Annotated in this window: 15 protein-coding genes; 12 read left to right on the top strand and 3 right to left on the bottom strand. The window is 61.3% G+C overall.

The features are described from left to right. The first annotated feature begins 212 nt into the window (after positions 1 to 212). Positions 213 to 2516 (top strand): PAS domain S-box protein, encoded by a 2304-nt coding sequence (locus ACSEXS_RS19070; protein ID WP_438434837.1) that lies wholly within the window; start codon positions 213 to 215, stop codon positions 2514 to 2516. Between the two features lie 61 nt (positions 2517 to 2577). Here the strand turns inward: ACSEXS_RS19070 and ACSEXS_RS19065 are convergent, their stop codons facing one another. Then, positions 2578 to 3390, bottom strand: coding sequence for a hypothetical protein (locus ACSEXS_RS19065; protein WP_438434836.1), 813 nt, complete (start codon positions 3388 to 3390; stop codon positions 2578 to 2580). A gap of 385 nt (positions 3391 to 3775) precedes the next feature. On the opposite strand from ACSEXS_RS19065, the gene yfcE reads away from it, so the two are divergent. After that, positions 3776 to 4318 carry a phosphodiesterase gene (yfcE, locus tag ACSEXS_RS19060; protein ID WP_438434835.1) on the top strand — a complete coding sequence of 181 codons (543 nt, stop codon included), beginning with the start codon at positions 3776 to 3778 and terminating at the stop codon, positions 4316 to 4318. A gap of 65 nt (positions 4319 to 4383) precedes the next feature. Here the strand turns inward: yfcE and ACSEXS_RS19055 are convergent, their stop codons facing one another. Continuing rightward, positions 4384 to 4881 (bottom strand): hypothetical protein, encoded by a 498-nt coding sequence (locus ACSEXS_RS19055; protein WP_438434834.1) that lies wholly within the window; start codon positions 4879 to 4881, stop codon positions 4384 to 4386. 127 nt (positions 4882 to 5008) lie between these two features. On the opposite strand from ACSEXS_RS19055, the gene ACSEXS_RS19050 reads away from it, so the two are divergent. The 10 genes from ACSEXS_RS19050 to ACSEXS_RS19005 all read left to right on the top strand — a co-directional run bounded on the left by ACSEXS_RS19050 (position 5009) and on the right by ACSEXS_RS19005 (position 21055). After that, positions 5009 to 5539 (top strand): GNAT family N-acetyltransferase, encoded by a 531-nt coding sequence (locus ACSEXS_RS19050; RefSeq protein WP_438434833.1) that lies wholly within the window; start codon positions 5009 to 5011, stop codon positions 5537 to 5539. A 153-nt stretch (positions 5540 to 5692) separates the two neighbouring features. Further along, on the top strand, positions 5693 to 8014 hold the full coding sequence (locus ACSEXS_RS19045; RefSeq protein WP_438434832.1) for a glycoside hydrolase family 65 protein: 2322 nt from the start codon (positions 5693 to 5695) through the stop codon (positions 8012 to 8014). Between the two features lies 1 nt (position 8015). Continuing rightward, positions 8016 to 10361: a glycoside hydrolase family 65 protein gene (locus tag ACSEXS_RS19040; RefSeq protein WP_438434831.1), complete on the top strand. Its 2346-nt coding sequence runs from the start codon at positions 8016 to 8018 to the stop codon at positions 10359 to 10361. Positions 10362 to 10442: 81 nt separating this feature from the next. Beyond that, on the top strand, positions 10443 to 11066 hold the full coding sequence (gene pgmB, locus ACSEXS_RS19035) for a beta-phosphoglucomutase (protein ID WP_438435050.1): 624 nt from the start codon (positions 10443 to 10445) through the stop codon (positions 11064 to 11066). 491 nt (positions 11067 to 11557) lie between these two features. Beyond that, complete coding sequence (locus ACSEXS_RS19030; RefSeq protein ID WP_438434830.1) at positions 11558 to 13396, top strand: cache domain-containing sensor histidine kinase; 1839 nt, start codon at positions 11558 to 11560, stop codon at positions 13394 to 13396. Further along, positions 13374 to 14705, top strand: a complete 1332-nt coding sequence (locus tag ACSEXS_RS19025) for a response regulator (RefSeq protein ID WP_438434829.1) — start codon at positions 13374 to 13376, stop codon at positions 14703 to 14705. The genes ACSEXS_RS19030 and ACSEXS_RS19025 overlap by 23 nt, the downstream gene beginning before the upstream one ends. Positions 14706 to 14798: 93 nt before the next feature. Continuing rightward, positions 14799 to 15728 carry a carbohydrate ABC transporter permease gene (locus tag ACSEXS_RS19020; protein ID WP_438434828.1) on the top strand — a complete coding sequence of 310 codons (930 nt, stop codon included), beginning with the start codon at positions 14799 to 14801 and terminating at the stop codon, positions 15726 to 15728. After that, a complete protein-coding gene (locus ACSEXS_RS19015) occupies positions 15725 to 16597 on the top strand; it encodes a carbohydrate ABC transporter permease (RefSeq protein WP_438434827.1) in 873 nt (290 codons plus the stop codon). Before ACSEXS_RS19020 ends, ACSEXS_RS19015 begins: the two co-directional genes overlap by 4 nt. A gap of 178 nt (positions 16598 to 16775) precedes the next feature. Next, entirely contained in the window at positions 16776 to 18218 is a 1443-nt protein-coding gene (locus ACSEXS_RS19010) for an ABC transporter substrate-binding protein (RefSeq protein ID WP_438434826.1), read from the top strand. Between the two features lie 98 nt (positions 18219 to 18316). Then, complete coding sequence (locus ACSEXS_RS19005) at positions 18317 to 21055, top strand: discoidin domain-containing protein (RefSeq protein WP_438434825.1); 2739 nt, start codon at positions 18317 to 18319, stop codon at positions 21053 to 21055. A gap of 158 nt (positions 21056 to 21213) precedes the next feature. On the opposite strand, the gene ACSEXS_RS19000 is transcribed toward ACSEXS_RS19005, so the two are convergent. Beyond that, complete coding sequence (locus ACSEXS_RS19000; RefSeq protein WP_438434824.1) at positions 21214 to 24201, bottom strand: cellulose binding domain-containing protein; 2988 nt, start codon at positions 24199 to 24201, stop codon at positions 21214 to 21216. Positions 24202 to 24566 lie beyond the last annotated feature (365 nt).

Genomic DNA, 24566 nt, shown 5'->3' with positions numbered 1-24566 from the left:
TTTTTTAGGTTCGCAGAGGGGGAGGGACCGCACTCCACCGGTTTTTCTCCGGAGTGAATCTCTTCATCGCCGATGGCACTGAAGAATCTGACAAATTTTCCGATAGACTGAAAAAATCGTACGAATCGCGCCGAGAAATATCGTATACTAGTGATAAATCGCATAGCGGAGGGGAGCATCAGGTGCCAAATCGGCAACAGGCGGATACTTGGATGATAGACCAACTTTTTCAGCACGGGCTGCTCGCCATGGCGGTCCTGTCGGTAAAGAGCGGTGGCTGGAGCCGCCTGAGCCCCGCCTTTTGCCGGCTTTTGGATTATACGGAGGGCGACCTGCTGAGCCGTCGCTGGAATGACCTGCTCGCGGAAGAGGATCGCGGCCGGGGAGAGCTGGAGACTCTCGTCCGGGAGCTCCGTTCGCAGGAGCAGCCTTCCCGGCGGCTGGAATTGAAACTGCTCCGGGCGGGCGGCGAGCCGGTCCGCTTGTCGCTCGTTCTCACGCTTCACCGCGCCCCGGAGCCGGAGGAAGAGGAGCTGCTCGTGCAAGCCCAGGAGGTGCCCGCCGAGAGACGGCTCCTGCGGGAGCGCCGCCGCCGCGAAGCGTTCCTCGGTCTGTTTATGGACAGCGGCAGCTCGCCCTACCTGATCTCCGTGAGCTCGGTGGACGGGGTACTCGAATTCGTCTCGCCCTCGGTCAAGAAAATGCTCGGCCACGCGCCGGACGAGATGATCGGCCGCAACCGGGAAGACTTCTATCATCCCGACGACCGGCTGCCGGGCGGCAAGCCGCCCGGGGAAGAGAGCGGGATCACCATGCTGCGCCGCGTCCGGCACAAGGACGGCCGGTACAGCTGGTTGGAAACGACCACGCACCTCCTGAGGGACAAGTCGGGGAAAATCGAGCGGGTGCTGGCCATCGGCCGCGACATCTCCGACCGCATCGCCATGGAGGAGCAGCTGCGCGAGAGCGAGCGGAATTACCGGCTTCTCTCGGAGCAAGCCCAGGATCTCATCTCCCGGCACAGCCTGGAGCCCGGGGCGGCCTTCCTCTACGCCTCTCCCGCCAGCCTGCCGCTGCTCGGCTACCGACCGGAAGAGCTGATCGGGGTTTCTTCGCTGTCGCTGGTCCATCCCGACGACCTTCCCCGGGTTCAGGGCAGCCTCAAGGACCAACTGATCGGCCATAAGGGCTCCGCCTCGATCATGTACCGCTACCGCCGCAAGGACGGCGAATACCTATGGCTGGAAACCTCCAGCCGGGTGGTGTACGGAGAGGACGGCAAGCCGCTGGAGATCAACGCCATCGCCCGGGATGTGTCCGCCACCAAGCGGTACATGGAGGAGATCGAGCAGTTGAGCTACGATTATACGCTGATTCTGAATACCGTGTCGGAGGGAATCTTCGGCGTCGATTTGGAAGGCAAAATCACCTTCCTCAACCCGGCGGGGGCGGCTATGCTCGGCATCCGGGCGGACGGCGTCATCTCGCAGCCGGACCTGTCGTTCATACACCAGGGCGGAGGCACTCCGTACGGGGAGCCGAATTCCCCGCTGTACCGGGCGATCGTCGGCGGCGAGTACCCGAAGCGCCAGGAGGTCATCCTCTGGAAGCGGGACGGGTCCAGCTTCATCGCCGAGTACCAGGCGACGCCGATTATCGACAACGGCAAGCGCAAGGGCGCCGTCGTCGTGTTCCGCGACATAACCGGCGAGCTGGAGATTTACCGGGCGATGGAATCGGCCGAGCGGGCGGGCCGGGCGAAGTCCGAGTTCATCGCCATCATGAGCCATGAGATCCGGACGCCGATGAACGGCATCATCGGCATGAACAGCCTGCTGCTGGAGACCGAGCTGACGGAGGAGCAGCGCTCCTACGCGCAGATTATCGAGCAGAGCGCCGATGCGCTCCTGCGCATCCTGAACGACATTCTCGATTTCAGCAAGATGGAAGCCGGAAAAATGACGCTCGGCTGCGAGCTGTTCGATCCGCGCGAGCTGATCGAAAACGTGATGGAGCTGTTTCGCGGCCGCGCCGTGGAGAAGCGGCTGGAGCTCGGGCTCGAGCTGGACGAGGTTCTGCCCCAGGCGCTGTACGGGGATGAGAGCAAGCTGCGGCAGGTCCTCGTCAACCTCGTCAGCAACGCGGTCAAGTTCACCGAACGGGGGGGCGTTCGGGTCGGGGTCTGCCTCAAGGACTGCCCGAACGGGCTCGATTATCTGTTGGAATTCTACGTGCGCGATACGGGCATCGGCATCCCCGAGGGCAAGAAGGGGCTGTTGTTTCAATCCTTCTCCCAGCTCCACCCGGCCATCAATCGCAAGTACGGCGGCACGGGGCTGGGCCTCGCCATCTGCCGGCAATTGGTGCAGCTCATGGGAGGCGACATCGATGCCTCCAGCCCGGAGGGCGGAGGCACCGAATTCCGCTTCCGGCTTCCTTACCGCCTGATCGAGGGCGAATTGATGCCCTACCGGGACGACGAATGGGCGAGCCGGCGGCTTATCGCCGGAGAATGACCGGTAACGGCAAGAGGCAGGAACGTCCTCCGCGTTCCTGCCTCTTTGGTATGGGCTGCGGCTACTGGGCCGGAAGCAGAGCGGCGGCCCGCTCCACCACGGCGAGCGATTTCCGCTCCAGCTCCAGGACGCGGAGCTTGGCCGCGGCGGCATCGCGCTCGCCGGACGCGAGCCGGGTCAGGGAGGCCAAAGCGCCGGCCGCATCGGCTTTGCGCACCGCGGCGGAAAACACCTTGTTCTCGGCGGTGACGATCTTCCCCGCCGCCGTTGCCGCGCTGCGCTCCGCCTTCAGCTTAAGCGCAAGCGAATCGTTCTCCGCGAGGACGGCGCGCACCTTCTTCAGGTGAGCCGTCCGCTCGTCCTTCGCCTTCTTGACCTCCGCCTCCTTACGGCGGATTTCCTCCCGGGCGAGCTGAGCCGGAATCTTCAGCGCATCCGCCTGGGCCTTCGCCACGGCAATGGCGGGCTTGCTCTTCAGCGAGCGGGCGAGGGAAAGCTGCTGATTCAGGCGCGTATAGGCGTCGAACAGCGGCTGGCGCTTCGTCTTCAGCTCCGCGAGCTGCTTGTCCAGGGCGGCCAGCTTGGCCGCGTCGCGCTCCTTCATCCGCTTGTTCACGGCGATTCGGAGCTCGTCGGCGCGGTAACGGACCGCCTTGATATCGGCATCGGCCGATTTCTCCCGGTCCCGTTCCCGGACGAATTCCTGATAGCGCGTCTTCAGGCGGCCGGCGGCAAGGGAGTCGCTCCCGGCCGTGAGCTTGTCGAATGCCGTCTGGACCGTGGGCGTCCAATCGGCATCGGCCGACGCGGACAGGGGATAGCCGACCGCCAGCAGCAGGATGAGAAGCGGGGTGATCCATAAGGAACGTTTCATGCGAATTCTCCTTTCCGGATGAGAGCGGGATCAACGAAGCGGGCCGTCCGGAGGAGGCGCGCCAAGCGAAAAAGCACCCGTCGGAAAGGGCGGAATTTCGCCTTTTCTTACGGGTGCTTCCGGTAAGAGTCGCTCGTTTGATGCGACTATACCCGATTTGGCCGAAGGCTGTCAAGCCGACCGGGCCCACTCGGCTTCCGCGGGCGGTCCGGCGAATCCGCGGATCGACGAACTTGCGGGTCTGACGCTTTGGCCTGCCGCGGTCCGATGAACCTTAGGACTGCCGGCTTGGGTCCCCTTTTCACGGTTTCTGGAGGATCGGCAGAGGACGGCCCCGGCCGTTCTTGCTATACTGGAGAGAAGACAAGAAGGGGAGGAAGAGATCATGAAGCTGTTCTTTCTATCGGATGTACACGGCTCGCTCGCCGGACTGAACCGGGCGCTCGAGGCCTTCGAGCGGGAAGGGGCGGACACCCTGGTAAGCCTCGGCGATCTGCTCTATCACGGCCCGCGCAACCCGCTGCCCGAGGACTACCGGCCGAAGGAAGTCGCGGAGCGGCTGAACGGCTACAAAGAGCGGTTTGTCGCCGTGCGCGGCAACTGCGATTCCGAGGTCGATCAGATGCTGATCGGGTTCCCGATGCTGGCCGAATACGCGATGTTGTTCCACGAGAAACGTCGAATTTACGCGACGCATGGCCATCACCACCATATCGACGACCTGCCGCCGCTTGCGGCCGGGGATATTTTCATCCAGGGCCATACCCACGTGCCGGTGGCGGAGAAGCGGGGGGAGATCATCGTGCTGAATCCCGGCTCGGTGTCGCTGCCGAAGGAAAATTATCCGGCCTCCTACGGCGTCATGACGGGCGGCCGGTTCGAGATCAAGGATTTCGCCGGAGCGGTCATCAAGGAGATTGCCTGGTAGGCTGTGCCATTCTCTCTTGCAACGAAAAATGACTCCTGTGCCATACGACGGCGAGGGGTCATTATTTATTGGTTCCGTTGCCTGCCTTGCAGTTTCTGCAATCCGTTTTTAACGGTCGAGTAATCGTAGTTGCCCGGGAGTTTCGTGAGGACATCCTTTATCTCATTTTGAACATTCGCAATCCTGTCAAGTTGCCCTTCAACCGTTCTCTCTATTAAAACATGGTTCATCGCAATGGCAAGCTCGTATTGGAGCTCCTCCAGAACAAGCTGGAGGTTGCCTGTGGGAAGGCCGTTGTTGCTAAATGACGGGTTGTATTGATGAAAGAAAATGAGCGACGTGTCCACCATGCGAAAGGATTGAAATAGGGCTTGAGAGTTCTTATCTAGCTTTTCCCCTTTTGAAAGACTTGCCAAGTACCGATCGGCTTGCGTCAGGGCTTGAACGGAGGCCTCATAATCGACGCGATGGTTGCGATCATGGGATGGCTTTGAGAACACCATTCCCAATAAAACGGCGTTGGCCAAGAGGGATAAGCCAAGGAGCACGACGGTTCTGTTCATATTCATTCACCCTTTGCAGGATAGTGTCTTCCAAATATATAAGCTGCTAAAAAATAGATGAACCCTTAATTAATGGTTTAAATAGTTAAATCCATTAATGGATAAAACGATAAATGGAGCGATGGAAATGGAAAATCAACCGCCTCTTCCGATACGTATGGAGTCTTGGGCAGATGAAGCTGCCAACCTGGAATTGCTCCGTCTTCTTAATGCTCCGGAAATGACAAAGCACTTAGGCGGGCCAGAAACCGAGGAGCAGCTCCTTGCACGCCATAAGCGATACCTGAGGGTCAACCAAGCGGGGGCTGGCCGTATGTGCAGCATGGTGTGGCTCCCGAGTCTTGAGTTGGTTGGCAGCATCGGCTATTGGGAAACCCTCCACCACGGAGAGACCGTGTATGAGATGGGCTGGAGCGTCATATCCCCGTTTCAAGGAAAAGGCGTAGCTCTCGCAGCGACCGCGGCAGCTATATCGAGCGCTAAGTCGGAGCAGAAGCACAGGTTTATCTACGCATTCCCATCCGTCGACAACCTGGCTTCAAATGCAATCTGCAGGAAGAGTCGCTTCTCGTTCATCGGCGAGTGTGAATTCGAGTACCCGAAAGGGAGTTTTATGCGGTGCAACGAATGGCAACTGGACTTAGACACGATTATGTGAGGTCGAGCAGCATCATCGGCTATGTCTCATGGAATGAATGGTTACTTTTGTTCAATTCGTAAGATCGCACATGAAGTCCTTAACGGCTGACCTTCAAACCGGACCTCCTTGCCTATACCCTAAGAGGGAAGAAAAAGAGGAGGAGCGGTCAACATGGCAAAACAAGCGGACCCATATCTGCTCATCGATCCCTGGGCAGTGGCAGAGGAAGGCTTTGATCCGGCAAGGAACCGGGTATCGGAATCGATTTTCTCGCTCGGCAACGAATATATGGGGGTCCGCGGTTATGCGGACGAAGGCTATACCGGCGATTCGCTGGTGGGCAGCTATTTCAACGGCTTGTTCGAGGAATTCAAGATCGGCCCCCATTACAAAGGCATCACCCGCCAAGTCCGCTTCATGGTGAACGCCGTGAACTGGCTGGATACGGAAATCCGCGCCGAGGGCGAAAAGCTGGACCTCGCGGCAAGCCGCATCTCCGGCTTTCGGCGCAAGCTGGATCTCAGGCGGGGGACCTATGCCCGCGAGTTCGTCTGGCATCTGCCGAGCGGGGCGGCGCTGAAGCTGACCTTTCTGCGCTTCGTCAGCATGACGAACACGCATGTCGGCTGCCAGCGCGTGCGCATCGAATCCGTCGGCTTCGAGGGAGCGGTCTCCATCCGCTCGGGCCTCGACCTGTCCGTCATTCACGAGGACCAGGGCAAGAACCTGTGGGTCTGCGAGCGCAAGAGCGCGACCGACCGGGGGGCGGCGCTGCTCGGCCGAACCGTCACCACCGGCAACCGGCTGTTCAGCGGCTTCCGGCTCGCGGCGGACGGCGATCCCGAGCTCGCCTACTTGGAAGGCGAGAAGACCGCCGCCGTCGAATTCGCGCTGACACTCGCCGCCGGACAGGAAACCGGCTTCTCCAAGGTGGTCACCAACCTGGCGGTGAAAGACGCGGCCGTTCGGGAGGAGCAGGCCTGGGCGGACGGCGCCGCGCTCCTGGAGCGTCATGCCGGCTTGACGCTGGACGGGCTGCTGGCCGAGCATGAAGCGGCCTGGGAGCGCATCTGGACGGCTTCGGACATCGTCATCGAAGGCGATCCGGAGAACCAGCAGGGCATTCGCTTCTGCGTGTTCCAGATGCATCAGACCTACCACGGCGACAACCCCGGCCTCAACATCGGGGCGAAGGGACTGACCGGCGAAGCGTACCGCGGCCTCGCCTTCTGGGATACGGAGTCGTACTGCCTGCCCTTCTACCTGTTCAACAACCCCAAGGCGGCGAGGAGCCTGCTCGATTTCCGTTACAACACCCTGCCCGAAGCCCGGGAGCGCGCCCGCGACGTCGACTGCAAGGGAGCCTGCTACCCGATCGCCACCATCGACGGGACGGAGAGCTGCGACCTGTGGCAGCATTCCAACACGCAGCTGCATGTCGGGACGGCCGTGGCGTACGGGCTGTGGCATTACGTCAAAATCACCGGCGACCGCGGCTACCTCTACGAGAAGGGCGTCGAAATGCTGATCGAGATCAGCCGCTTCTACGCCACGCGCGGCCAATGGAGTCAACGGACCGGGCGCTTCGGCTACTTCGGCGTGATGGGGCCGGACGAGTTCCAACTCATGGTCAATCACAACGGCTACATCAATTACATGGCCAAGGAGCTGTTCGATTACGCGCGGACCGCCGTCGCCGAGATGCGCCGCGACGCACCGGACGGCTTCGCGGCCCTGGCGGCCCGCATCGGCTTCGACCCGGAGGAAGCGGAAGAGTGGGGCCGGCTCGCCGAAGCGATGTATATCCCGCAGGAGGAAGCGACGGGGATTTTCGAAGAGCACGAGGGCTTCTTCGACATGCCGCACCTCGACATCCATTCCATTCCGGTGACCGATTTCCCGCTCTACGCCCACTGGTCCTACGACCGGATTTACCGGTACGACATGATCAAGCAGCCGGACGTGCTGATGTTCCTGTTCCTGTACAACAGCCGGTTCGACGAGCGGACGAAGCGGGCCAATTACGAGTATTACGAACCGCGCTGCATCCATGAATCGTCGCTGTCGCCGTCGATCCATTCGATCCTCGCCTCCGAGCTCGGCAAGCACGACGAGGCCTACCGCTTCTTCGAGTTCGCGAGCCGTCTCGATCTCGACAACTATAACCGCAACACCCGCGAGGGGCTGCATACGACCTCCATCGCTGCCGCCTGGATGAACATCGTGTACGGCTTTGGCGGCATGCGCTCGGACGGCGACGGCCTGTCCTTCGCTCCGTCCATTCCAGCGGCCTGGACCGCGTACCGGTTCAAGCTGACGTACGGCGGCGCCCTGCTGGCAGTCGACGTTACCCCGAAGGAAGTCGGCATCGTCTCCGAGAACGGAGCAGAGGTGGCCATCCGCCTGTACGGGCGGGAATGCCTCGTGGACGGCTCCGGCGTGCGGGCGCCGCTCGAGCAGCGAATGGCGCTCCCGCAGCAGGAGGTGCGCTGAGATGGCGACGGAGTGGTTGGTCCGGGAGGAAGGCTGGGACCCGGGGCGGATCGTCGCCCTCGGCAATAAGTTCATGACCGGCAACGGCTACCTGGGCTACCGGGGGACGCTGGAGGAGTACACCAAGGAGCAGCTCGTTGCCGTCAACCTGGCCGGTCTCTACGACCGGGTCGGCGCCAAGTGGCGCGAACCGGTCAACGCCCCGAACGGCCTGTGGACCCGTCTCGCCCTGGCGGACGGGAGGCCGCTCACGCCGGAGTCGGCGCCGCCCCTGGCCCATGCCCAGCAGCTTGAGCTGCGAACCGGCGTCCATCGCCGGGAGACGGTCTACCCGCTGCCGGGTGAAGACGGAGCCTGCGTCCGCCTGACGACGGAGCGGTTCGTCAGCATGGACCGCCGGCACGTGCTGGCGCTGGCCGGCTCGATCCGGACGACGGCGGACTGCCGCCTGCTGCTTGCGACCGGAATCGACGGCGACGTGTGGGACATCAACGGCCCGCATCTGCAGGCGTATACCCTGGGCGAGACGGACGGCCTTCTCGGCATCCGCGCCGTCTCCCAGGAGCAGCAGGTTCCCGTTGCCGTGGCCGAAGGCTTCGTCTGGCTGGCGGGCGATCCGGCGGCGGATGAACCGCAGGAGGGGCATCCCGCCATCGACGCGAATGGCCTCTGCATCCGGCGGACGTTCACCCTCGATTGCCGGGCGGGCGTGGAGTACCGATTCTTCAAGGTCGCCGCCGTCTATACCGGACTCGACGGGGAAGGCGAACCGGAGGAAGCGGCCCGGCGGGACTGCCGCGAAGCGCTCGCCGAGGGCTGGGACGCCCTCCGCGACGCCACCGCGAAGGTGTGGTCCGACTTGTGGGACATCTCTGATGTGCAGATCGGCGGCGATCCGGAGGCGCAGCTCGCCCTCCGATATAGTATGTATCAACTCCTGATCGCCGCTCCCGCCGGGGAACGGCCCGGCTCTATCCCCGCCCGGGGCTTGTCCGGTCAGGTCTACAAGGGAGCGATCTTCTGGGATACGGAGCTGTTCATGCTGCCGTTCTTCCTGCATACGCAGCCGGAGCTCGCCCGGAATCTGCTCCTGTACCGCTGCCGGACGCTGGACGGCGCTCGCCGCAAGGCGGCGGAATACGGCTTCGAGGGAGCCTTCTTCGCCTGGGAGAGCCAGGACACCGGCGACGACGCCTGCACGCTGTTCAACGTAACGGACGTCTTCACCGGCCGGCCGATGCGCACGTATTTCCGCGACAAGCAGATTCACATCAGCGCCGACGTGGCGCACGGCATCTGGAGCTACGTTCAGCTCACCGGCGACGACAGCCTCTTGCTCGACGGCGGCGCGGAGACGGTGCTGGAGTGCGCCCGGTTCTTCCTCTCCTACGGCTACTATCAGCCGGTCCGGGACCGCTACGAGCTGCTCGACGTCACGGGGCCGGACGAATACCACGAGCGGGTGAACAACAACGCCTTCACCAACTACATGGCGGCGAGGACGCTCGACATCGCCCTGGAGACCGTGGACTATCTCCGGAACCGTCATCCGGACCGGCTGGACGAGCTGTTCTCCGAGCTCGCCTATGCCCCCGCGCTGGACCAGATCCGCCGGATGCGGGAGAAGCTGTACCTGCCTGCGCCCGACCCCCGTACCGGTCTGATCGAGCAGTTCGACCGCTACTTGACGCTGGAGGACGTGCCGCTTCGCGACCTGCGGAGCCGGCAGCTGCATCCGAGCGAATACTGGGGCGGCGGCAGCGGACTCGCGACGACCACTCAGATTCTGAAGCAGGCCGACACCGTGCTGCTCCTGCACCTGTTCCGGGACCGGTTCCCCCGAGAAGTCATCCGGGCCAATTGGGAGTACTATGAGCCGCGCACCGAGCACGGCTCCAGCCTGAGCGCTTGCATCTACGCGATGGTGGCGGCGGACATCGGGCTTCCCGACTGGGGCTACCCCTATTTCATGAAAACCGCGACGATCGACCTGACCGGCGAGTCGAAAACCTACGTGGGCGACCTGTACATCGGCGGGGTCCACTCGGCCGCGAACGGCGGAGCCTGGATGGCGGCGATCTTCGGTTTTGCCGGCCTGTCGGTGGAAGCCGGACGCATCCGCCTGAAGCCGGCGCTGCCCTCCGTCTGGACGTCGGTGCGCTTTGCCTTCCGTTTCCGCGGGCAGGCGTTCGCCTTGACCGTCGGCCGGGAGAGCGTGACCGTGGAGCCGCTCATTCTGGCGGAGGAGCAGGTCTTCGCGGTGGCGGGCAGGGAGTACCGCTGCCGTCCGGGCGAAACGCTGGCGATCCGGATTAGCCCGACCGATGCGCCGAACGGCAGCCAATGAGAGGAGAGAGGGATAGCGATGCCATATCTTGACGATAGAGAGCCGACGGCCCGTCCCGGGTTTCGGGAGGCGGTCGCCGGAATGAAGGGAGCGATCTTCGACCTTGACGGAGTCATCGTCGATACCGCCAAGTACCATTACCTCGCTTGGCGCGGGCTGGCGGAGAAGCTCGGCTTCGCCTTCACCGAAGCCGACAACGAACGGCTGAAGGGCGTGAGCCGCATGAGGTCGCTCGACATTCTGCTCACGGTCGGCGGCGTCACGCTGCCGGAAGCGGAGAAGGAGCGCGCCGCCGCTTGGAAGAACGCCAAGTATGTGGAGTATATCTCCCGGCTCGACGCGGGCGAGCTTCTGCCGGGCGCGCGGGACTATTTGACCGCTCTGAGGGAGCGGGGCGTCAAGACGGCGCTCGGCTCGGCAAGCAAGAACGCCGGGCTGATCCTGGCCCGGCTCGACATCGCAGGCCTGTTCGACGCCGTCGTCGACGGGACGCGGGTCGAGAAAGCCAAGCCCGACCCCGAGGTGTTTCGGCTCGGCGCCCGCGAGCTCGGTCTCGCCCCCGCCGACTGCGTGGTCTTCGAGGATGCGGCCGCCGGCATCGAAGCGGCCAAGGCCGCCGGCATGCGGGCCGTGGCCATCGGCCGTCCCGAGCTGCTTCCCGGAGCCGACGCCTGGATCGCCGGCCTGCACGAAGCACTGGGCTGACGGGGAGGGGGGCAGCTCTTTGCCGAGAGCGACGCCTGAATGGCCGGCCTGCACGAAGCGCTGGGCTGACGGGGAGGGGGCAGCTCTCTGCCGAGAGCGACGCCTGAATGGCCGGCCTGTACAAAGTTTCGGTTCGCCGGGCCGAAGCGTTCCCGCCTTCCGGCCGCGCACTTTCTGCGCCTCCTCTGCGCCGGGTCCTCCGGGAAACGCCGCGTTCCGCGCAGACCGGGAGGGCGAAGCGGCTCCGGCTTGCGTCTCGCCTTCCCGGCCCACGCCCCGCCGGCCCTTTCGCTTGTTCCTGCGCCGTCGCGCGCCAACCGGCCCTATTCCCGGATGGCGCGCACGGCGCTTCTCTGTTCCGGCAGGGCTTGGGGACTGGTCCGATTTGGAAGCGGGTAATCCCGTAGAGGAACCGGAACGGACGTTGTAGAATGAAAGGATACAGAAGAGGAAAACGGTTTCGAATGCGATGAGGGGAGTCCGATTCCACCATGAAGAAGCGATTCACCAACCCGATCACCCGGCTTCGCGTCCGCCAGCAGTTCATGCTGCTCGTCATCGTCATGCTGTGCCCGATGATCTTCCTGAACGGCTTCGGCAATTCCAAGGCGGAGAAGCTGCTCAAGCAGCAGGTGACCGACGCGTACCTGGAGCTGAATAAGCAGAACCATTATGTCATCGACCGGGATGTCGATACGATCAACCGGGTCATGACCACGATCATTCAGCATCCCCTCATCCAGCAGATGATTCCGTCCGCCGCGGACAGCGTGGTCGACCGCCTCGACAAATACCAGGACCTCGACAAGCTCCTGCTCAGCTACTCGCTCGGCGTCAACGGCGGGGATGCCGTGTCCTACTCGTTCTTCGTCTACGATCCGGACGACCTCTATTCGTTCGTGCCCAAGGTGCCGCTGAGCGGCTCGAAGAAATCGGGAATCTACTACTTCTCCGACCAGGATAAGCCCGCCTGGTTCGACGAAGCCGTGCAGAAGCGGGGCAAGGGAACCCTGCGGGTCATTCCCCAGTTCAACAACACCTTTTCCAAAACCAATACGCTTGTCTACATCCGGGCGGTGAACAATATTTCCCGGGGAAACAACGTGATCGGGGTGCTGGTCGCCACGAATCTCGACAAGAAGATCGCAGCCTCGTTCGGCACTGTCTCCATCCCGGACGGCGAGATGTACCTGACCGATCCGAACGGCCGGATTCTTGCCGCCTCCAATGCTCCGCTCGGAGGCAAGCTCGACGTGCCCGACGCGTTCCGCGGAGAGCTGCCGGTGGATCAGGCGGAGATCACGAGCGACCATATCTTCGTCAAGAGCCGCAGCCCGGTGGAGGAAGAGAACCTCGTCTATAAGATTCCGCTGAAGTCCATGCTCCGCCAGCAGACCGAGCTGAAATCGGTCATCTGGTTCATCTCGGTCGCGTACATCATCTTCGGCATCGTCCTGATGATGTACTTCTGGCGCTCCTTGATGACGCCCATGCAGAAGCTGGCCTTCTTCGTCCGCTCCTACGAGCCGGGCAATGCCGTGCCGAAGGCGCCCGAGGAGCAGCGGGCGGACGAGGTCGGCGTGCTGATTCACTCCGTCTACGACATGGCCGAGCGCCTGAACGTGCTGATCCACGACAAGTACCAGCTCGACATCAAGCAGAAGGAAGCCCAGCTGCAGATTCTCTACGAGCAGATCAATCCCCATCTGCTCTATAACACGCTGGAAAGCATCTATTGGAAAAGCTCGCTCGAAGGCAATTTCGAATCGGCCGAGATGATCAAGGACCTGTCCAAGCTCATGCGCATCAGCCTCAGCAAGGGGCGCGAATTAATCACGCTGGAGCAGGAGATCGAGCACGCGACCGCCTACATCAACCTGCAGCAAAAGCGTTACGATTACAGCTTCCGGGTGACGTGGGACATCGACCGGGAGCTGCTCGCCGCAAGCGTCCCCAAGATCATCCTCCAGCCGCTGATCGAGAATGCGATCATCCACGGGGTGCGGAACATGGGCGAGGACGGCGAGATCGCCGTCTCTGTGCAGTTCGCGGGCGGCTGCGTTCAGGTTCGGGTGCGGGACAACGGCTACAAGGAGGTCGACTTCGCTGCGCTGGAGCGCCTGCTGAACGGGGAGAAGGGCGATCCCTCGCTCGGCTACGGCATCCGCAACATTCATCAGCGCATTCGGCTGCATTTTGGAAAAGACTATGGGTTGCACTACGAGCGCGGCGATGAGCGCGGAATCACAGCGGTCGTGCTTCTGCCGCTGCCGCCGCAACAACAGGAAGAGAAAGGGGACGATTCGCATGTTCAGCATTTTGCTGGTTGACGACGAACCGTATATTTGCAAAGGGCTCAGCAATCTGCTGGCTTCCGCCGGCCTGCCCATCCGCCAGATTCTGACCGCCCAGAACGGCTACGAGGCGCTGGATTATCTGCGGATGGAAGAGATCGACCTGCTCGTGACGGACATCCAGATGGGCTCGATGAGCGGCATTGACCTCATGCATCAGGCGAAGATGATCAAGCCCTGGGTGCAGACCATCGTCATCTCCGCCCACGAGACGTTTCAATACGCCCAGATGGCCATCCGCCTGGGCGCCCGCGATTACCTGATCAAGCCGATCAACAGCGAGCAGTTCCTCGATTCCGTCCGCAGCGTGCTCTTGCGGCTTGAGCGGCCGATGGCCTCCGGCGAAGAGGTCCTCTCGGGCATGCGCGAGAACTTCCGGATGGCCGAGCCCGTTCCCGAGCGGAGCCGGCTGTTGTCTGCCCTCCTGGAGGGCGAGGTGAAGCCCGATCAGGCGGTAGCCCGGCTGGAGGAGAGCCACGGCGTCCGGCTGGCCGGACCGTATTACTCCGTGCTGCGCATTCGGCTCGATCTGGATACCCCCGGCCGGGAAAAGCATTGGACGGACCGGGACAAAACCCTCATGACCTACGCTGCGCTGAACATCGCGAGCGAGCTCCTGGAAGCGGACTGGCATCCGTACCTGTTCTCGCTCACGGCCGGAGAGATCGTCATCCTGCTGCAATGGAGCGAGGAAGGCTACGCCCTCATGGGCAACGACAAGATCAACCACCTCGACATGATCGGCCGCAGCCTGCACTTTAACATCGACAAGTACCTGGGGGTGCCCGCGGTGATCGGCGTGAGCCAATTGCTCAAGGGCCTCGGCTTCCTCTCCGAGCTGAACGAGCAGGCGAAGAAGGCGATCCGCTGGAACGGGCGCAACGAGGAGCACGCCGTCTTTTACTATGGGGATTTTCATTGGACGACCTACGGTCAGGAGGAGCCGTCCGAGGAAGAGATGAGCGCCCAGAACAATCTGATCGTCGAGCAGGCGCTCGCCTACATGAGCGAGCATTATTCCGACAAAGGTCTCACCCTTCATCAGGTGGCGCAGAAATGCCACGTCAGTCCCAATTACCTGAGCTACCTGTTCAAGAAGAACACCGGCTTTAACCTCTGGGAATACGTCATCAAGCTGCGCATGGAGGAGAGCCGCCGCCTGCTGCTCGCCAGCGACATGCGCCGCTATGAGATCGCCGAGAAGGTCGGCTACGAATCGCCGGAGCATTTCAGCAAGATTTTCAAGAAGTATTTCGGCTACAGCCCGAGCGAATGCAAGAAGTAATAATGCCTACCATCTCCATAGAAGCAGACATGTTCAGGCTTCCCTCCCTTTCTTACAATAAAGACACAACAGACAAGAAGAGAGGGGAACCGGATGAATCAACCAGCTGTGTCGGCAGAGACGGGCCTGGCGGCAATCCGAAGGGGCGCCTTTGCCCGAAAGATCCGCAAGCATTTCTGGGCCTATATGTTCCTTGTGCCCGCACTCGCGATTTTCATCGTTTTTTTGTGGACGCCCATCGTCAAGGGCTTCGTCTACAGCTTCTATCACATCGATTTCGTCAAAGGCAACACCTACCTGGGATTAGACAACTACAAGCGAATCTTCCACGACAGCGACGTGGGGATTTCCGTGAAGAATACCTTGTATTACATGGGGCTATGTCTCCTCATCGGCTTCTGGGTGCCGATCTTCTTCTCCATTGCCATCTCCGAGCTGCGCCGGCTGCAGGGCTTCGTCCGGGTATCCGCCTATCTGCCGAACGTCGTTCCGGTCGTCGTGCTGTACGGCCTCTGGCGCTGGCTGTACGATCCCGTAGGTCCGTTCAACTGGGCGCTCGGCAAGCTTGGCATCGATCAGATCGCCTTCATGACCGACAAACGCTGGTCGATGATTTCGCTGGTTATCATGGAGACCTGGCAGCAGTTCGGCTCAGCCATGCTGATTTATCTGGCGGCTGTGCTGAGCGTGCCGAGAGACTGGTATGAAGCCGCCGAGATCGACGGCGCCGGGATCTGGGCGCGCATCCGTTACATCACGTTGCCTTCGATCAAGAACCTGGTCATCTTGATGCTGCTGCTGCAGCTGATCGGCACCTCCCAGGGCTTCCAATCGCAGATGGCAATGCTCGATGGCGGTCCGAACAACGCAACGCTGACCTACGCCCTGCTCATCAACCGGTATGCCTTTACCCGTCTGGATTACGGAACCGCTTCTGCCATGGGCGTGCTCATGTTCCTCGTCCTGGGCGCACTCGCCGTCGTCCGGGCCCGAATCGAAAACAAGGGGGCGAACAACGGATGAAGCCGCTGGAAAGAGGAATCGTCTCCGATTACGACTTGAAACGGGGGAGCGTGAAGCTCGGGTACGGGGTCATGATCCTGTTCATCTGTATCATGGTTTTCTCCATGCTCTATCCGTTCCTGACCACTTTGTTCAACGGGGTGAAGGGCAACGCCGAAGTCAACAGCTTCCCGCCGCATTTTTTCCCGAAGGAATGGCATTTCGAGAACTTTCATAAAGCGTGGGTCTATATCGCCCTGCCGAAGTTCTTGAGAAATACGCTGTATATCTTCTTCGGCAACATGATCGTCACGACGATCGTGCTGGGCCTCGCCGCCTTCAGCCTTTCCCGGCTCAATGTGCCCGGTCAGAAGTACATCTATCTGTTCTTCATGATCGCCCTGTTCATTCCGCCGACGACGTATATCATCCCGAACTTCATCAACCTGAAGGACCTGCACCTGCTCAATACCTTCTGGGCCTTCTGGCTGCCGGCGGGAGCGAGCGCGTTCAATCTGCTGATCCTGAAGGAATTCTTCGACGGCATCCACATGGATCTGATCGAATCGGGCCGGATCGACGGCGCATCCGAGTTCCGGCTGTTCGTGCAGATTGCCGTGCCGCTGTCCATTCCGATCTTCTCGACCATCGCCATTTTCGTCTTCGCCGGCGCGTGGAACGATTGGTACTGGCCGTCGCTCGTGCTGCACAACGACTCGCATTATCCGCTGTCGACCGCCATTTACAAATATGTCTTGAATGCCCGCAGGCTCGACACGAACATCAAGTTTGCGCTGTTGTCGATGGTCATGCTGCCTCCGGTCCTGTTCTTCCTGTTCTTCCAAAAATACATCATGCGCGGGCTGCATGTCGGGGGGGTCAAGGGCTGAAGGCAGAAGAAGCTTGTCCTAGTTATTAACTCAAATGTCAATGCAAGCGTAACCAAACACACAAACCGCTTAAGATCACACCTCGTTCTTTCGCAGACGGTCGATTATCATGAGCGTATCACCACGGTCGGGAGCCGCGCCTTACCCAACCAACACTTACAGGAAAAGGGGAGTATTCATGCGTAAACTTTCCATCTCGCTTCTGTGCCTGATGACGGCGGCCACCGCCCTCACGGCCTGCGGGGGCAAAGACAAGGAATCCGCTTCGCCCAGCTCGAGCGCCGCTCCGAGCGCTTCAAGCGAAGCCTCGGCAACGGCCAGCACCGCACCCGCCGCCTCCGACAAGCCGGTCACGATCAGCATCTACTATCCGACGCCGGACAAGGTCGACGAGCGGAAGCTGGAGGACGACAAGATCGCCCGCTTCAACGAGAAATACCCGAACGTCACGATCGTCAAGAGCGACTGGCAGTATAATCCGGCGGAAATCGGCATCAAGATGGGCGCGAACGAAGCCCCGACGCTGTTCAACACTTACGCCACCGAAGGCAAGTTCCTCGCCGAACGCGGCTGGGCGGCCGACATCACCGATCTGTTCAACAGCTACGAGCACAAGGATGAGATGAACCCGATCCTCCAGGATCAATTCAAGATCGACGGAAAAATCTATGGAATCGCTCAACGTGGTTACGTAACCGGCACGGTCGTCAACAAGAAGATGCTCGACGCAAAGAGCGTTGCCGCGCCTGACGCCGACTGGACCTGGGACGATCTGCTGAACACGGCCAAGGCCGTCGCCGATCCGGGGAAGGGCATTTCCGGGATCGCCCCGATGGGCAAGGGCAATGAAGCCGGCTGGAACTGGACCAACTTCCTGTTCGAAGCGGGCGGCGACATCCAGAGCATAGCGGACGGCAAGGTCACCGCCACCTTCAACTCCGAAGCCGGCCAGAAGGCGCTGGAATTCTACCACAAGCTGCGCTGGGAAGCGAACGCCATTCCGAAGGATTGGGCGCTCGGCTGGGGCGATGCGGTCGGTTCCTTCGCTCAGGGCCGGACGGCGATGGTCATCGCCGGCGCATCCGATCCGGTCGACCAGGCGCTGAACCAAGGCGGCATGAAGCCGGAGGACGTGCTCGTGTACCCGATGCCCGCAGCGGAAAAGGGCGGCAAGCACACCGGTGTGCTCGGCGGCGACTTCCTCGTCATCAACCCGAACGCGTCCAAGGAAGAGCAGCAGGCGGCCTTCAACTACGCCACCTTCGACTACTTCTCCGACAAGGGCCTGGCTTCGCTGGAAGCCAACATCCAATCCCGGCAAAAGGACAACAAATACTACATCCCGCCCGTTATCGAGTACTTCAACATGGACTCCGCTTACGGCGCGAAAGTGAAGGACGTCTACGGCAAATACACCAACGTGTATCAGTACGACCAGAAGGTGCTGGGCCTGCTCGACGGCAAGCCGGAAGCCCAGTACAACACCCAGGACTACTACGGCGCAATGACCAATGTCATTCAGGAGATCTTCTCCAAAGAGAAGGTTGACGTGAAGGCCCAGCTGGACTCCGCCGCCAAGACGGTCCAAGAAAAATTCTTTGACACGATCAAGGTCAACTAAGCGGCTCACGCACCGACGGGACCGGCCCACACAGGGCCGGTCTTTTTCAAAGAAACCGGCAGTTGAATCGGGGGTTCACAAGGGAGGCAGCATCGGTCATGAAGATAGGAAAACGAAATGGGATCATCGCCGGGTCGGCGCTTGTGCTGATTCTTGCGGCTGGCCTTATCGTCTGGATGGCGTTCCGGCACGATACGGGTGTCGCCTACAAGGCGGTCGGGGATACGCTCACCGTCGGCAACGAACATTATGAAATCGGTTTCCAGAAGGAGAAGGGCGCGATCTCTTATGTGCTGAACAAGGAGACCGGCAAGAAAACCGAGCTCGCCAACCGGAGCGGGGCGCTCTGGTGGGGCATACTCGACGACGACACCTCCGTCGGCGGCAACAAGGCCGACTCCTTCGCGTATCGCTGGAACCGGTCGAAGAACGAGCTGACCTTCGAATACGGAGGCAAGCTGCAGGTGGAGGTGGTCGTCGGCTTTGGCCAAGACAACCGCATCCGCATGAGCGCCAAGGTGACGAACCATACGGGCGGAACGCTGGAATCCTTCCGCTTCCCGTACGAGCTGAAGCTGCCGTCGGCTTCCATTCAGGACGGCCTCCTGCCGCTCCTGCCCGGGGCCAAGCTGAAGACGGCCTTCTTCCGGGAAAACAATTCGTACGAAGCGCAGTATCCCGGCACCTTCTTCGCCTCCTACCTGGCCTTGAACACCGAGAGCGGTCCGCTCGCCCTGTATGACCTCGTAGCGAGCCCGATGTCCTCGGTCGATCTCGGCTTCAAGACCATGGTGGACGATCCGGGCAAGACGGGCCTCGTCCACAATTACAAGCTGGCGACGGCGGCGGGAGGCGTCTGGAACAGCCCGACGCTCGTGCTGGAGGTAGGCGGCGACTACGCCGATTCGATCGCGTCTTACCGCGAGCTGAACGGCATAGACCGGTTCCGCTCGCTCGCCGACAAGCTGGGCAAGGACAAAGACCGCTATCTGGCGATGCCCTTCCTGAAAATGGACGTCTCGGCTATCCCCGGCGCGGGCTGGACGGCGCTCAAGTCCGGCTTCGTCGACAAGCTGACATTCCCGAGCGTCCTGCACCTGGTCGGCTTCCAGACGGGCGGACACGACGAGAACTATCCGGATTTTCTGCCGGCCGATGCCAAATGGGGAACGGACGCCGAGTTCCAGGCGTTCGTCCGGGCGGCCAAGACCAAGGGCGACGCGCTGGTGCCTTACACCAATTTCTCCTGGTGGGGCATCCACTCGCCGACCTTAACGAGGCTCCCCGCGGGAACGGCGATCGAGGATATCGCGGTGAACAAGGTTCCCGGCGTCCCGGTCAAGGAGGATTACGGCGTCCACAGCGGGTACGTGATGAACATGGCCGACCCCTATGTGACGGGCCGCATCGCCGAGGAACACAAGAAGCTGCTCGATGCGGGAATGGACGGAATCTTCGAGGACCAATGGGGCATCCGCGACGTGCCGTATACCCTCAACAGGACCTTGGCTCCGGGAACCGACGCTTCCTCGTCCTATTACGCCGCCGTGAGAAGCTATTTCGCATCGCTGAAGCATCCGATGTATACGGAGGACGGCTTCGATATGCTGGTCGGCGACTCCGTCGGCTTCATGGGCTCGAACTACCTGTGGGACCTGCTCGGCTACCGGGCGAAGACCGCAACGTATTCCGAGTATTACCCGATGATCGGCATGCTCGCCCGCGACAAGGTGATGCTGTTCCAGCACAATCTGGCGGCCGAGACGATGACCGATAAGAAGGAAATGCTCCGCTGGAATGCGGCCATGGGCTATCACCTGAGCGCCGACCTGTTCAACGGCATCGACAATCCTTGGGTAGACCTGGTCGGCCTTGTTCAAAAGGAAGTGCTGGCGAAATACGGCGACGCCCGGGTGAAGAGCTTCGAGCCCGTAGCCGCCGATATCACCCGAACGGATTTCGGCAGCTACACGGTGCTGGCCGACTGGAACGCCGATAAGCCCTTTGAGGCGGGCAGCGGGTTTACGCTCGCTCCAAGCGGGTTTGAGATCTTAGGGGAAGACGGAGGCGTTCGCGCCGGCGCCTACAGCGTCTACAACGGGGTGGAGCTCGGCAAAGGCGATCATATCGTGGTCGAGCTCCGCTCGACCGGCCGCATCCGCCTGTATCAGCCGGTTGGTTCCGACACCACCCTTGCCGTGAAGAAGCCGAAGGACTGGAAGCATGCAGCGGCGGCGGCTTATACGATGGCGGGCGAGAAGCTTGCGGATATTCCGGCAACGGAGCAAGGCGATTCCGTCCGGTTTGATTTCATCCGAACGCTGGGAGACAAGAAGGCGGCGTATGTGGAGCTGACCGCTTCGGACAATGCCGTATCCGTCGCCGACTTCCCCTACAAGAAGGTGAAGGAGCTGCCGAACCTGGCATTCGGCAAGAAGGTGCAGGTCTCCAGCATGGCTTCGGCCGATTTCCCCGGCGAGAAGGTGCTGGACGGCGATCCTTATACCTATTGGGAAAGCACGGCGAAGAATTTCCCGCAAACTCTCACGCTGGACCTGGGCGGGGTGACGGATATCGGCAAGCTCGTGTTGAAGCTGCCGCCTCAGGATGCGTGGGCCACGCGCAATCAGACAATCGAGGTGCAGGTAAGCCAGGACGGGCAGACGTTCACCACGGCCAAGACGGAAGCGCCATATTCCTTCGATCCGAAGCGGGAAAACCGGGTGGACATTCCGCTCGACGCCGCGAAGGCGCAAGCGGTGCGCCTGGTGGTGAGCGCGAACACCGGCTGGCCGGCGGCGCAGCTGGCGGAGGTTGAAGTCTACGCTCCGGAATAAGGAGCCGAAGAACAGCGAAAACGGAAGGCCCGAAAGCTCGGGACCTTCCGTTTTTCTTTTGAATAGCCGCTGGCTTCAGGCAACAAGCCTTAGCCTTTACGGTCGGGCGAACCCGGATGCGTCGCGGGTTCCGAAGGCAGTACCGTGCTCAACCGTTCTTACGGCTCGGCGCCCCAGGACAGGGTGCCCGATACGTAAGCCGGAAGCAGCAGGCTGTCGACATACGAGCTGGCCGTCGCATTGAAGGAATAATCGTCGGTCTGGGTATAGTTGCTCCAATCGGTCTTGGAGATGCGGACCTGGATTTCGATGCTTTGCCCGGCAGCCAGCGATCCGGCCGCGCTGGTGAAGCCGATCTCCGCATAGGTATCGGCATTGGCCTTGGCGGAGCTCATCTTGGCGAAGGCTCCGGTGACATTGGCCGCGCCGACGGTCGACCAGTCGACGAACAGGTTCTGGGCCTTGTCGCCGTTGATCGTGTAATAATACCGGAGCTTCACGTTGGAGAGGGGGAGGGCACTCGTTCCGGTATTGGTCAGCTTGATGCGGGGATTCAGCGTGTTGGTTGTAGCATCCTTGCCGCCGTTATACATTTGCACCTTGATCGCTCCGGTCGTCGGCGTGGCTGTCGGTGTGGCCGTTGGCGTAGCTGTCGGCGTAGCCGTCGGTGTCGCGGTTGGCGTGGCTGTCGGCGTAGCCGTTGATGTGGTTGTCGGCGTCGCGGTCGGTGTGGCCGTCGGTGTAGCCGTTGGCGTGGCGGTTGGCGTGGCTGTCGGTGTGGCTGTCGGCGTAGCCGTCGGTGTCGCGGTTGGCGTAGCGGTCGGTGTCGCCGTCGGCGTAGGCGTCGGGTTACCGTTTACCGCATCGCCATAGACGATGCCGTGGCCGTTGGTACCGACATAGACGCGGCCGAATACCTTGGGGTCGCCGGTGATGGCCGAGTTGGTGATTCCGTATTGATGCTGGTCATCATTGATGCGCACCCAGCTCGCTCCGGCGTCGATGGAGCGGAAGATGCCGCGGACGCCGTCGATCTTGGCGCTGGTATAGAGGGCCTTGTAGGTCTGACCCGGAGCCGGCTTGCCGAAGCCGATGACATCGGCTTGCTGCACGTTGGCCAGACGGGTGAAGCTGGCCCCCGAATTGACCGAATGCCAGAGGCCGTAGACGGTATCCTTGTCGCCGCCGGCGAGCCAGATATCGCCCTCCGTGCCCGGTATGGCTTTCAGATCGCCCGTGTTGGGAAGCCCGGAGGCCGCCGTTGCCGTGAAGGTGGCTCCGCCGTCCGTGCTGACGTAGAATTTCCCGGCAGCGATGGCGTAGAACTTGTTCTTGTTGACCCGGTCCGACGCGACCTTGGCCCCGACGGGGAGTCCGGCGCTGGCCGTCCAGGAGTTGCCGCTCGACTTCGTGTAAAAGACGCCCGCGTCGTTGATCGACCAGACGACGGAGCTGCCGTCGGCCGCCATGGCGACGGTGCCGCCGCCGGTCTTCGTCGTCGGCTGGGAGGTCGGCTGGTACCAGTTGCCGCCGCTGTCCCGCGACAGCCCGAACAGAATCTGCGTCGGGTAGTTATTGTCGTAGCTGCCGACGCGGACGATGAAGGCTGGATCCAGTTCGGCGTAATCCAGGCTCGCGGTGCTCTTGGGGTTAACCAGCATCTTGGCGGGGACCTTCGTCACGTCGTCATGCTTGAAGCCGCTGACGTCGAATACGCCACTGATGACCTCCGGTCCGATCGGCGTGCTGATGAGCGAGCTGACGGCCTCCTCCTCGATGCCCTTGGCCATCACGGACAGATTGATCTTGCCGCCGCTGTCCCAAGCCGTGAGGTTGTTGGTTCCATAGAGCGTCGCTCCCGTTCCGTACATCATTCGGTCGGAATTGAACGGGTCGATCTCCAGATCGCCGATCATCCAGCCGAGCTTCGGAGTGACTTCGGGAGGGGAAGGGTTGTTCGCAAAGTCGAGCCAGGGAGCGGCCGAGATATCCTGCGTATAGCGGAACGACCGGGACGGATAGCCGTTCCAATCCCATATGGCCGTCCACGTCGCCCCGCCGTCGGTGCTGCGGAAGATCTTCTCATCCGGCCACCAGGCGTTCATCGAGGCAACCATGAGGGTGTTGGGGTGCTGCTTGTCCACGGTGAGGCCGCCGTAGCCGAACCAGTCGTCGGAGCTCTCCGAATCGACCGGGCTGATGTTGGTCCAGGCGCCTGTGGCGGTATTGAGCTTCCAGACCTGTCCCTTGCTGCCCGTGTAAGGACCGACCTCATTGCTGTAGTCCACGTACAGCATTCCATTCGAGGCCAACACGCCGTGCTGCGGCAGAAAACCGGTCGGCTGTCCCGGAACGGCTTCCCAGGTGGCACCGCCGTCCTTGCTGCGGAAGATGTTGTTGGTCATATCGCCGACGCCCACATAGATCACTTGGCTGGCGCTGCCGGCGGTGCCGCTCGCCTTGTCGAAGGCGATCCAGGAGATGCCCATGATATCGCCCTGGTAAGAATCGCCGGGCACGGGAATGTAGGTGCCCGGATTGGGGAAGCTCGTCACCTTGCTCCAGGTCTGCCCGTAGTTGGTGCTCTTCCACAGGCCGTTGCCGCTGCGGGCGCCCAGGTACAGGATGCTGTTCTTGTTCGGGTCAATCACCAGCCGTTCGCCCATCGAGCGGCCGGGCATATTGCCGCCTACCTTGAACGGCAGGGGAGACGAAGTAAACGTATTCCCCCGGTCGGTCGAGATGAGCACCGACCCGTTGTTCGGGTCCCAGGCGTTCGTGTACATCCCGGCCAGCAGGTACAGGCGGTTGGGGTCGACGGGATCGGTCGCCAGCGCGTCGATGCCGTTCTTGTTCCAATCGTCCCAGCCCACCCAGTTCGTCAGCTGAATCCAGCTGTTGTCGGCTTTATTCCAGCGGTAGGCCCCGCCTATGTCGGTGCGGGCATAGATCAGATCCTTTTCCGATTCGTTGAAGATGATGCCCGGAATGAAGCCGCCACCGGCTCCGGTATTGACGTTCTTCCAGGTATAAGCTTCGCTTGGCGCCGCCTGGACCGAAGGGGCGGTTACGGCAAACGAGCCGCCGATCAGCGCGGCCGCAAGCAGCAGCAAGCCTCCGGATTTGCGAATCTTCTTGCGGTTCATGATTTCTCCTCCTTGGGATATAATCGGTGCGGTTCCCATCTGAGCTGACCTCGACAGCCGGACTTGCGTTTAACGAGCGGACATCCCTCCTTAGTCGGAGTTGGGAACGAAGCGTTGCCGGGATCGAGGCAGGAGAAAGGAATCGCCGAGCCGTAAGCGCATTCATGAATGTTCACTGGACAAAGGTCGGATTCCTTTTCGCAAACAGGTTACCGATAACGCTTTCATTCCTCATATTAGCAACACTTCCCTATTTTGTAAACCATAGATTTCCATAGAATCGGCAAAGTCTTCAAAAATAATTTCCAATTCCCGTTTAGAGGCGAAATGCCTGGGGTAAGTAAGGATTAATCTACCATTAGTCG

The sequence above is a fragment of the Gorillibacterium terrae genome, from assembly GCF_051594785.1.
Taxonomy (GTDB): Bacteria; Bacillota; Bacilli; order Paenibacillales; family NBRC-103111; genus Gorillibacterium.
Note: the sequence above shows the minus strand (reverse complement) of the source record. Positions and strands in the feature narration are given on the sequence as shown.

Bases quoted from the DNA above. Each gene is read 5' to 3' on its own strand.
- ACSEXS_RS19070 (WP_438434837.1), top strand. From the start codon at position 213: ATGATAGACCAACTTTTTCAGCACGGGCTGCTCGCCATGGCGGTCCTG.
- ACSEXS_RS19065 (WP_438434836.1), bottom strand. From the start codon at position 3,390: ATGAAACGTTCCTTATGGATCACCCCGCTTCTCATCCTGCTGCTGGCG.
- yfcE (WP_438434835.1), top strand. From the start codon at position 3,776: ATGAAGCTGTTCTTTCTATCGGATGTACACGGCTCGCTCGCCGGACTG.
- ACSEXS_RS19055 (WP_438434834.1), bottom strand. From the start codon at position 4,881: ATGAACAGAACCGTCGTGCTCCTTGGCTTATCCCTCTTGGCCAACGCC.
- ACSEXS_RS19050 (WP_438434833.1), top strand. From the start codon at position 5,009: ATGGAAAATCAACCGCCTCTTCCGATACGTATGGAGTCTTGGGCAGAT.
- ACSEXS_RS19045 (WP_438434832.1), top strand. From the start codon at position 5,693: ATGGCAAAACAAGCGGACCCATATCTGCTCATCGATCCCTGGGCAGTG.
- ACSEXS_RS19040 (WP_438434831.1), top strand. From the start codon at position 8,016: ATGGCGACGGAGTGGTTGGTCCGGGAGGAAGGCTGGGACCCGGGGCGG.
- pgmB (WP_438435050.1), top strand. From the start codon at position 10,443: ATGAAGGGAGCGATCTTCGACCTTGACGGAGTCATCGTCGATACCGCC.
- ACSEXS_RS19030 (WP_438434830.1), top strand. From the start codon at position 11,558: ATGAAGAAGCGATTCACCAACCCGATCACCCGGCTTCGCGTCCGCCAG.
- ACSEXS_RS19025 (WP_438434829.1), top strand. From the start codon at position 13,374: ATGTTCAGCATTTTGCTGGTTGACGACGAACCGTATATTTGCAAAGGG.
- ACSEXS_RS19020 (WP_438434828.1), top strand. From the start codon at position 14,799: ATGAATCAACCAGCTGTGTCGGCAGAGACGGGCCTGGCGGCAATCCGA.
- ACSEXS_RS19015 (WP_438434827.1), top strand. From the start codon at position 15,725: ATGAAGCCGCTGGAAAGAGGAATCGTCTCCGATTACGACTTGAAACGG.
- ACSEXS_RS19010 (WP_438434826.1), top strand. From the start codon at position 16,776: ATGCGTAAACTTTCCATCTCGCTTCTGTGCCTGATGACGGCGGCCACC.
- ACSEXS_RS19005 (WP_438434825.1), top strand. From the start codon at position 18,317: ATGAAGATAGGAAAACGAAATGGGATCATCGCCGGGTCGGCGCTTGTG.
- ACSEXS_RS19000 (WP_438434824.1), bottom strand. From the start codon at position 24,201: ATGAACCGCAAGAAGATTCGCAAATCCGGAGGCTTGCTGCTGCTTGCG.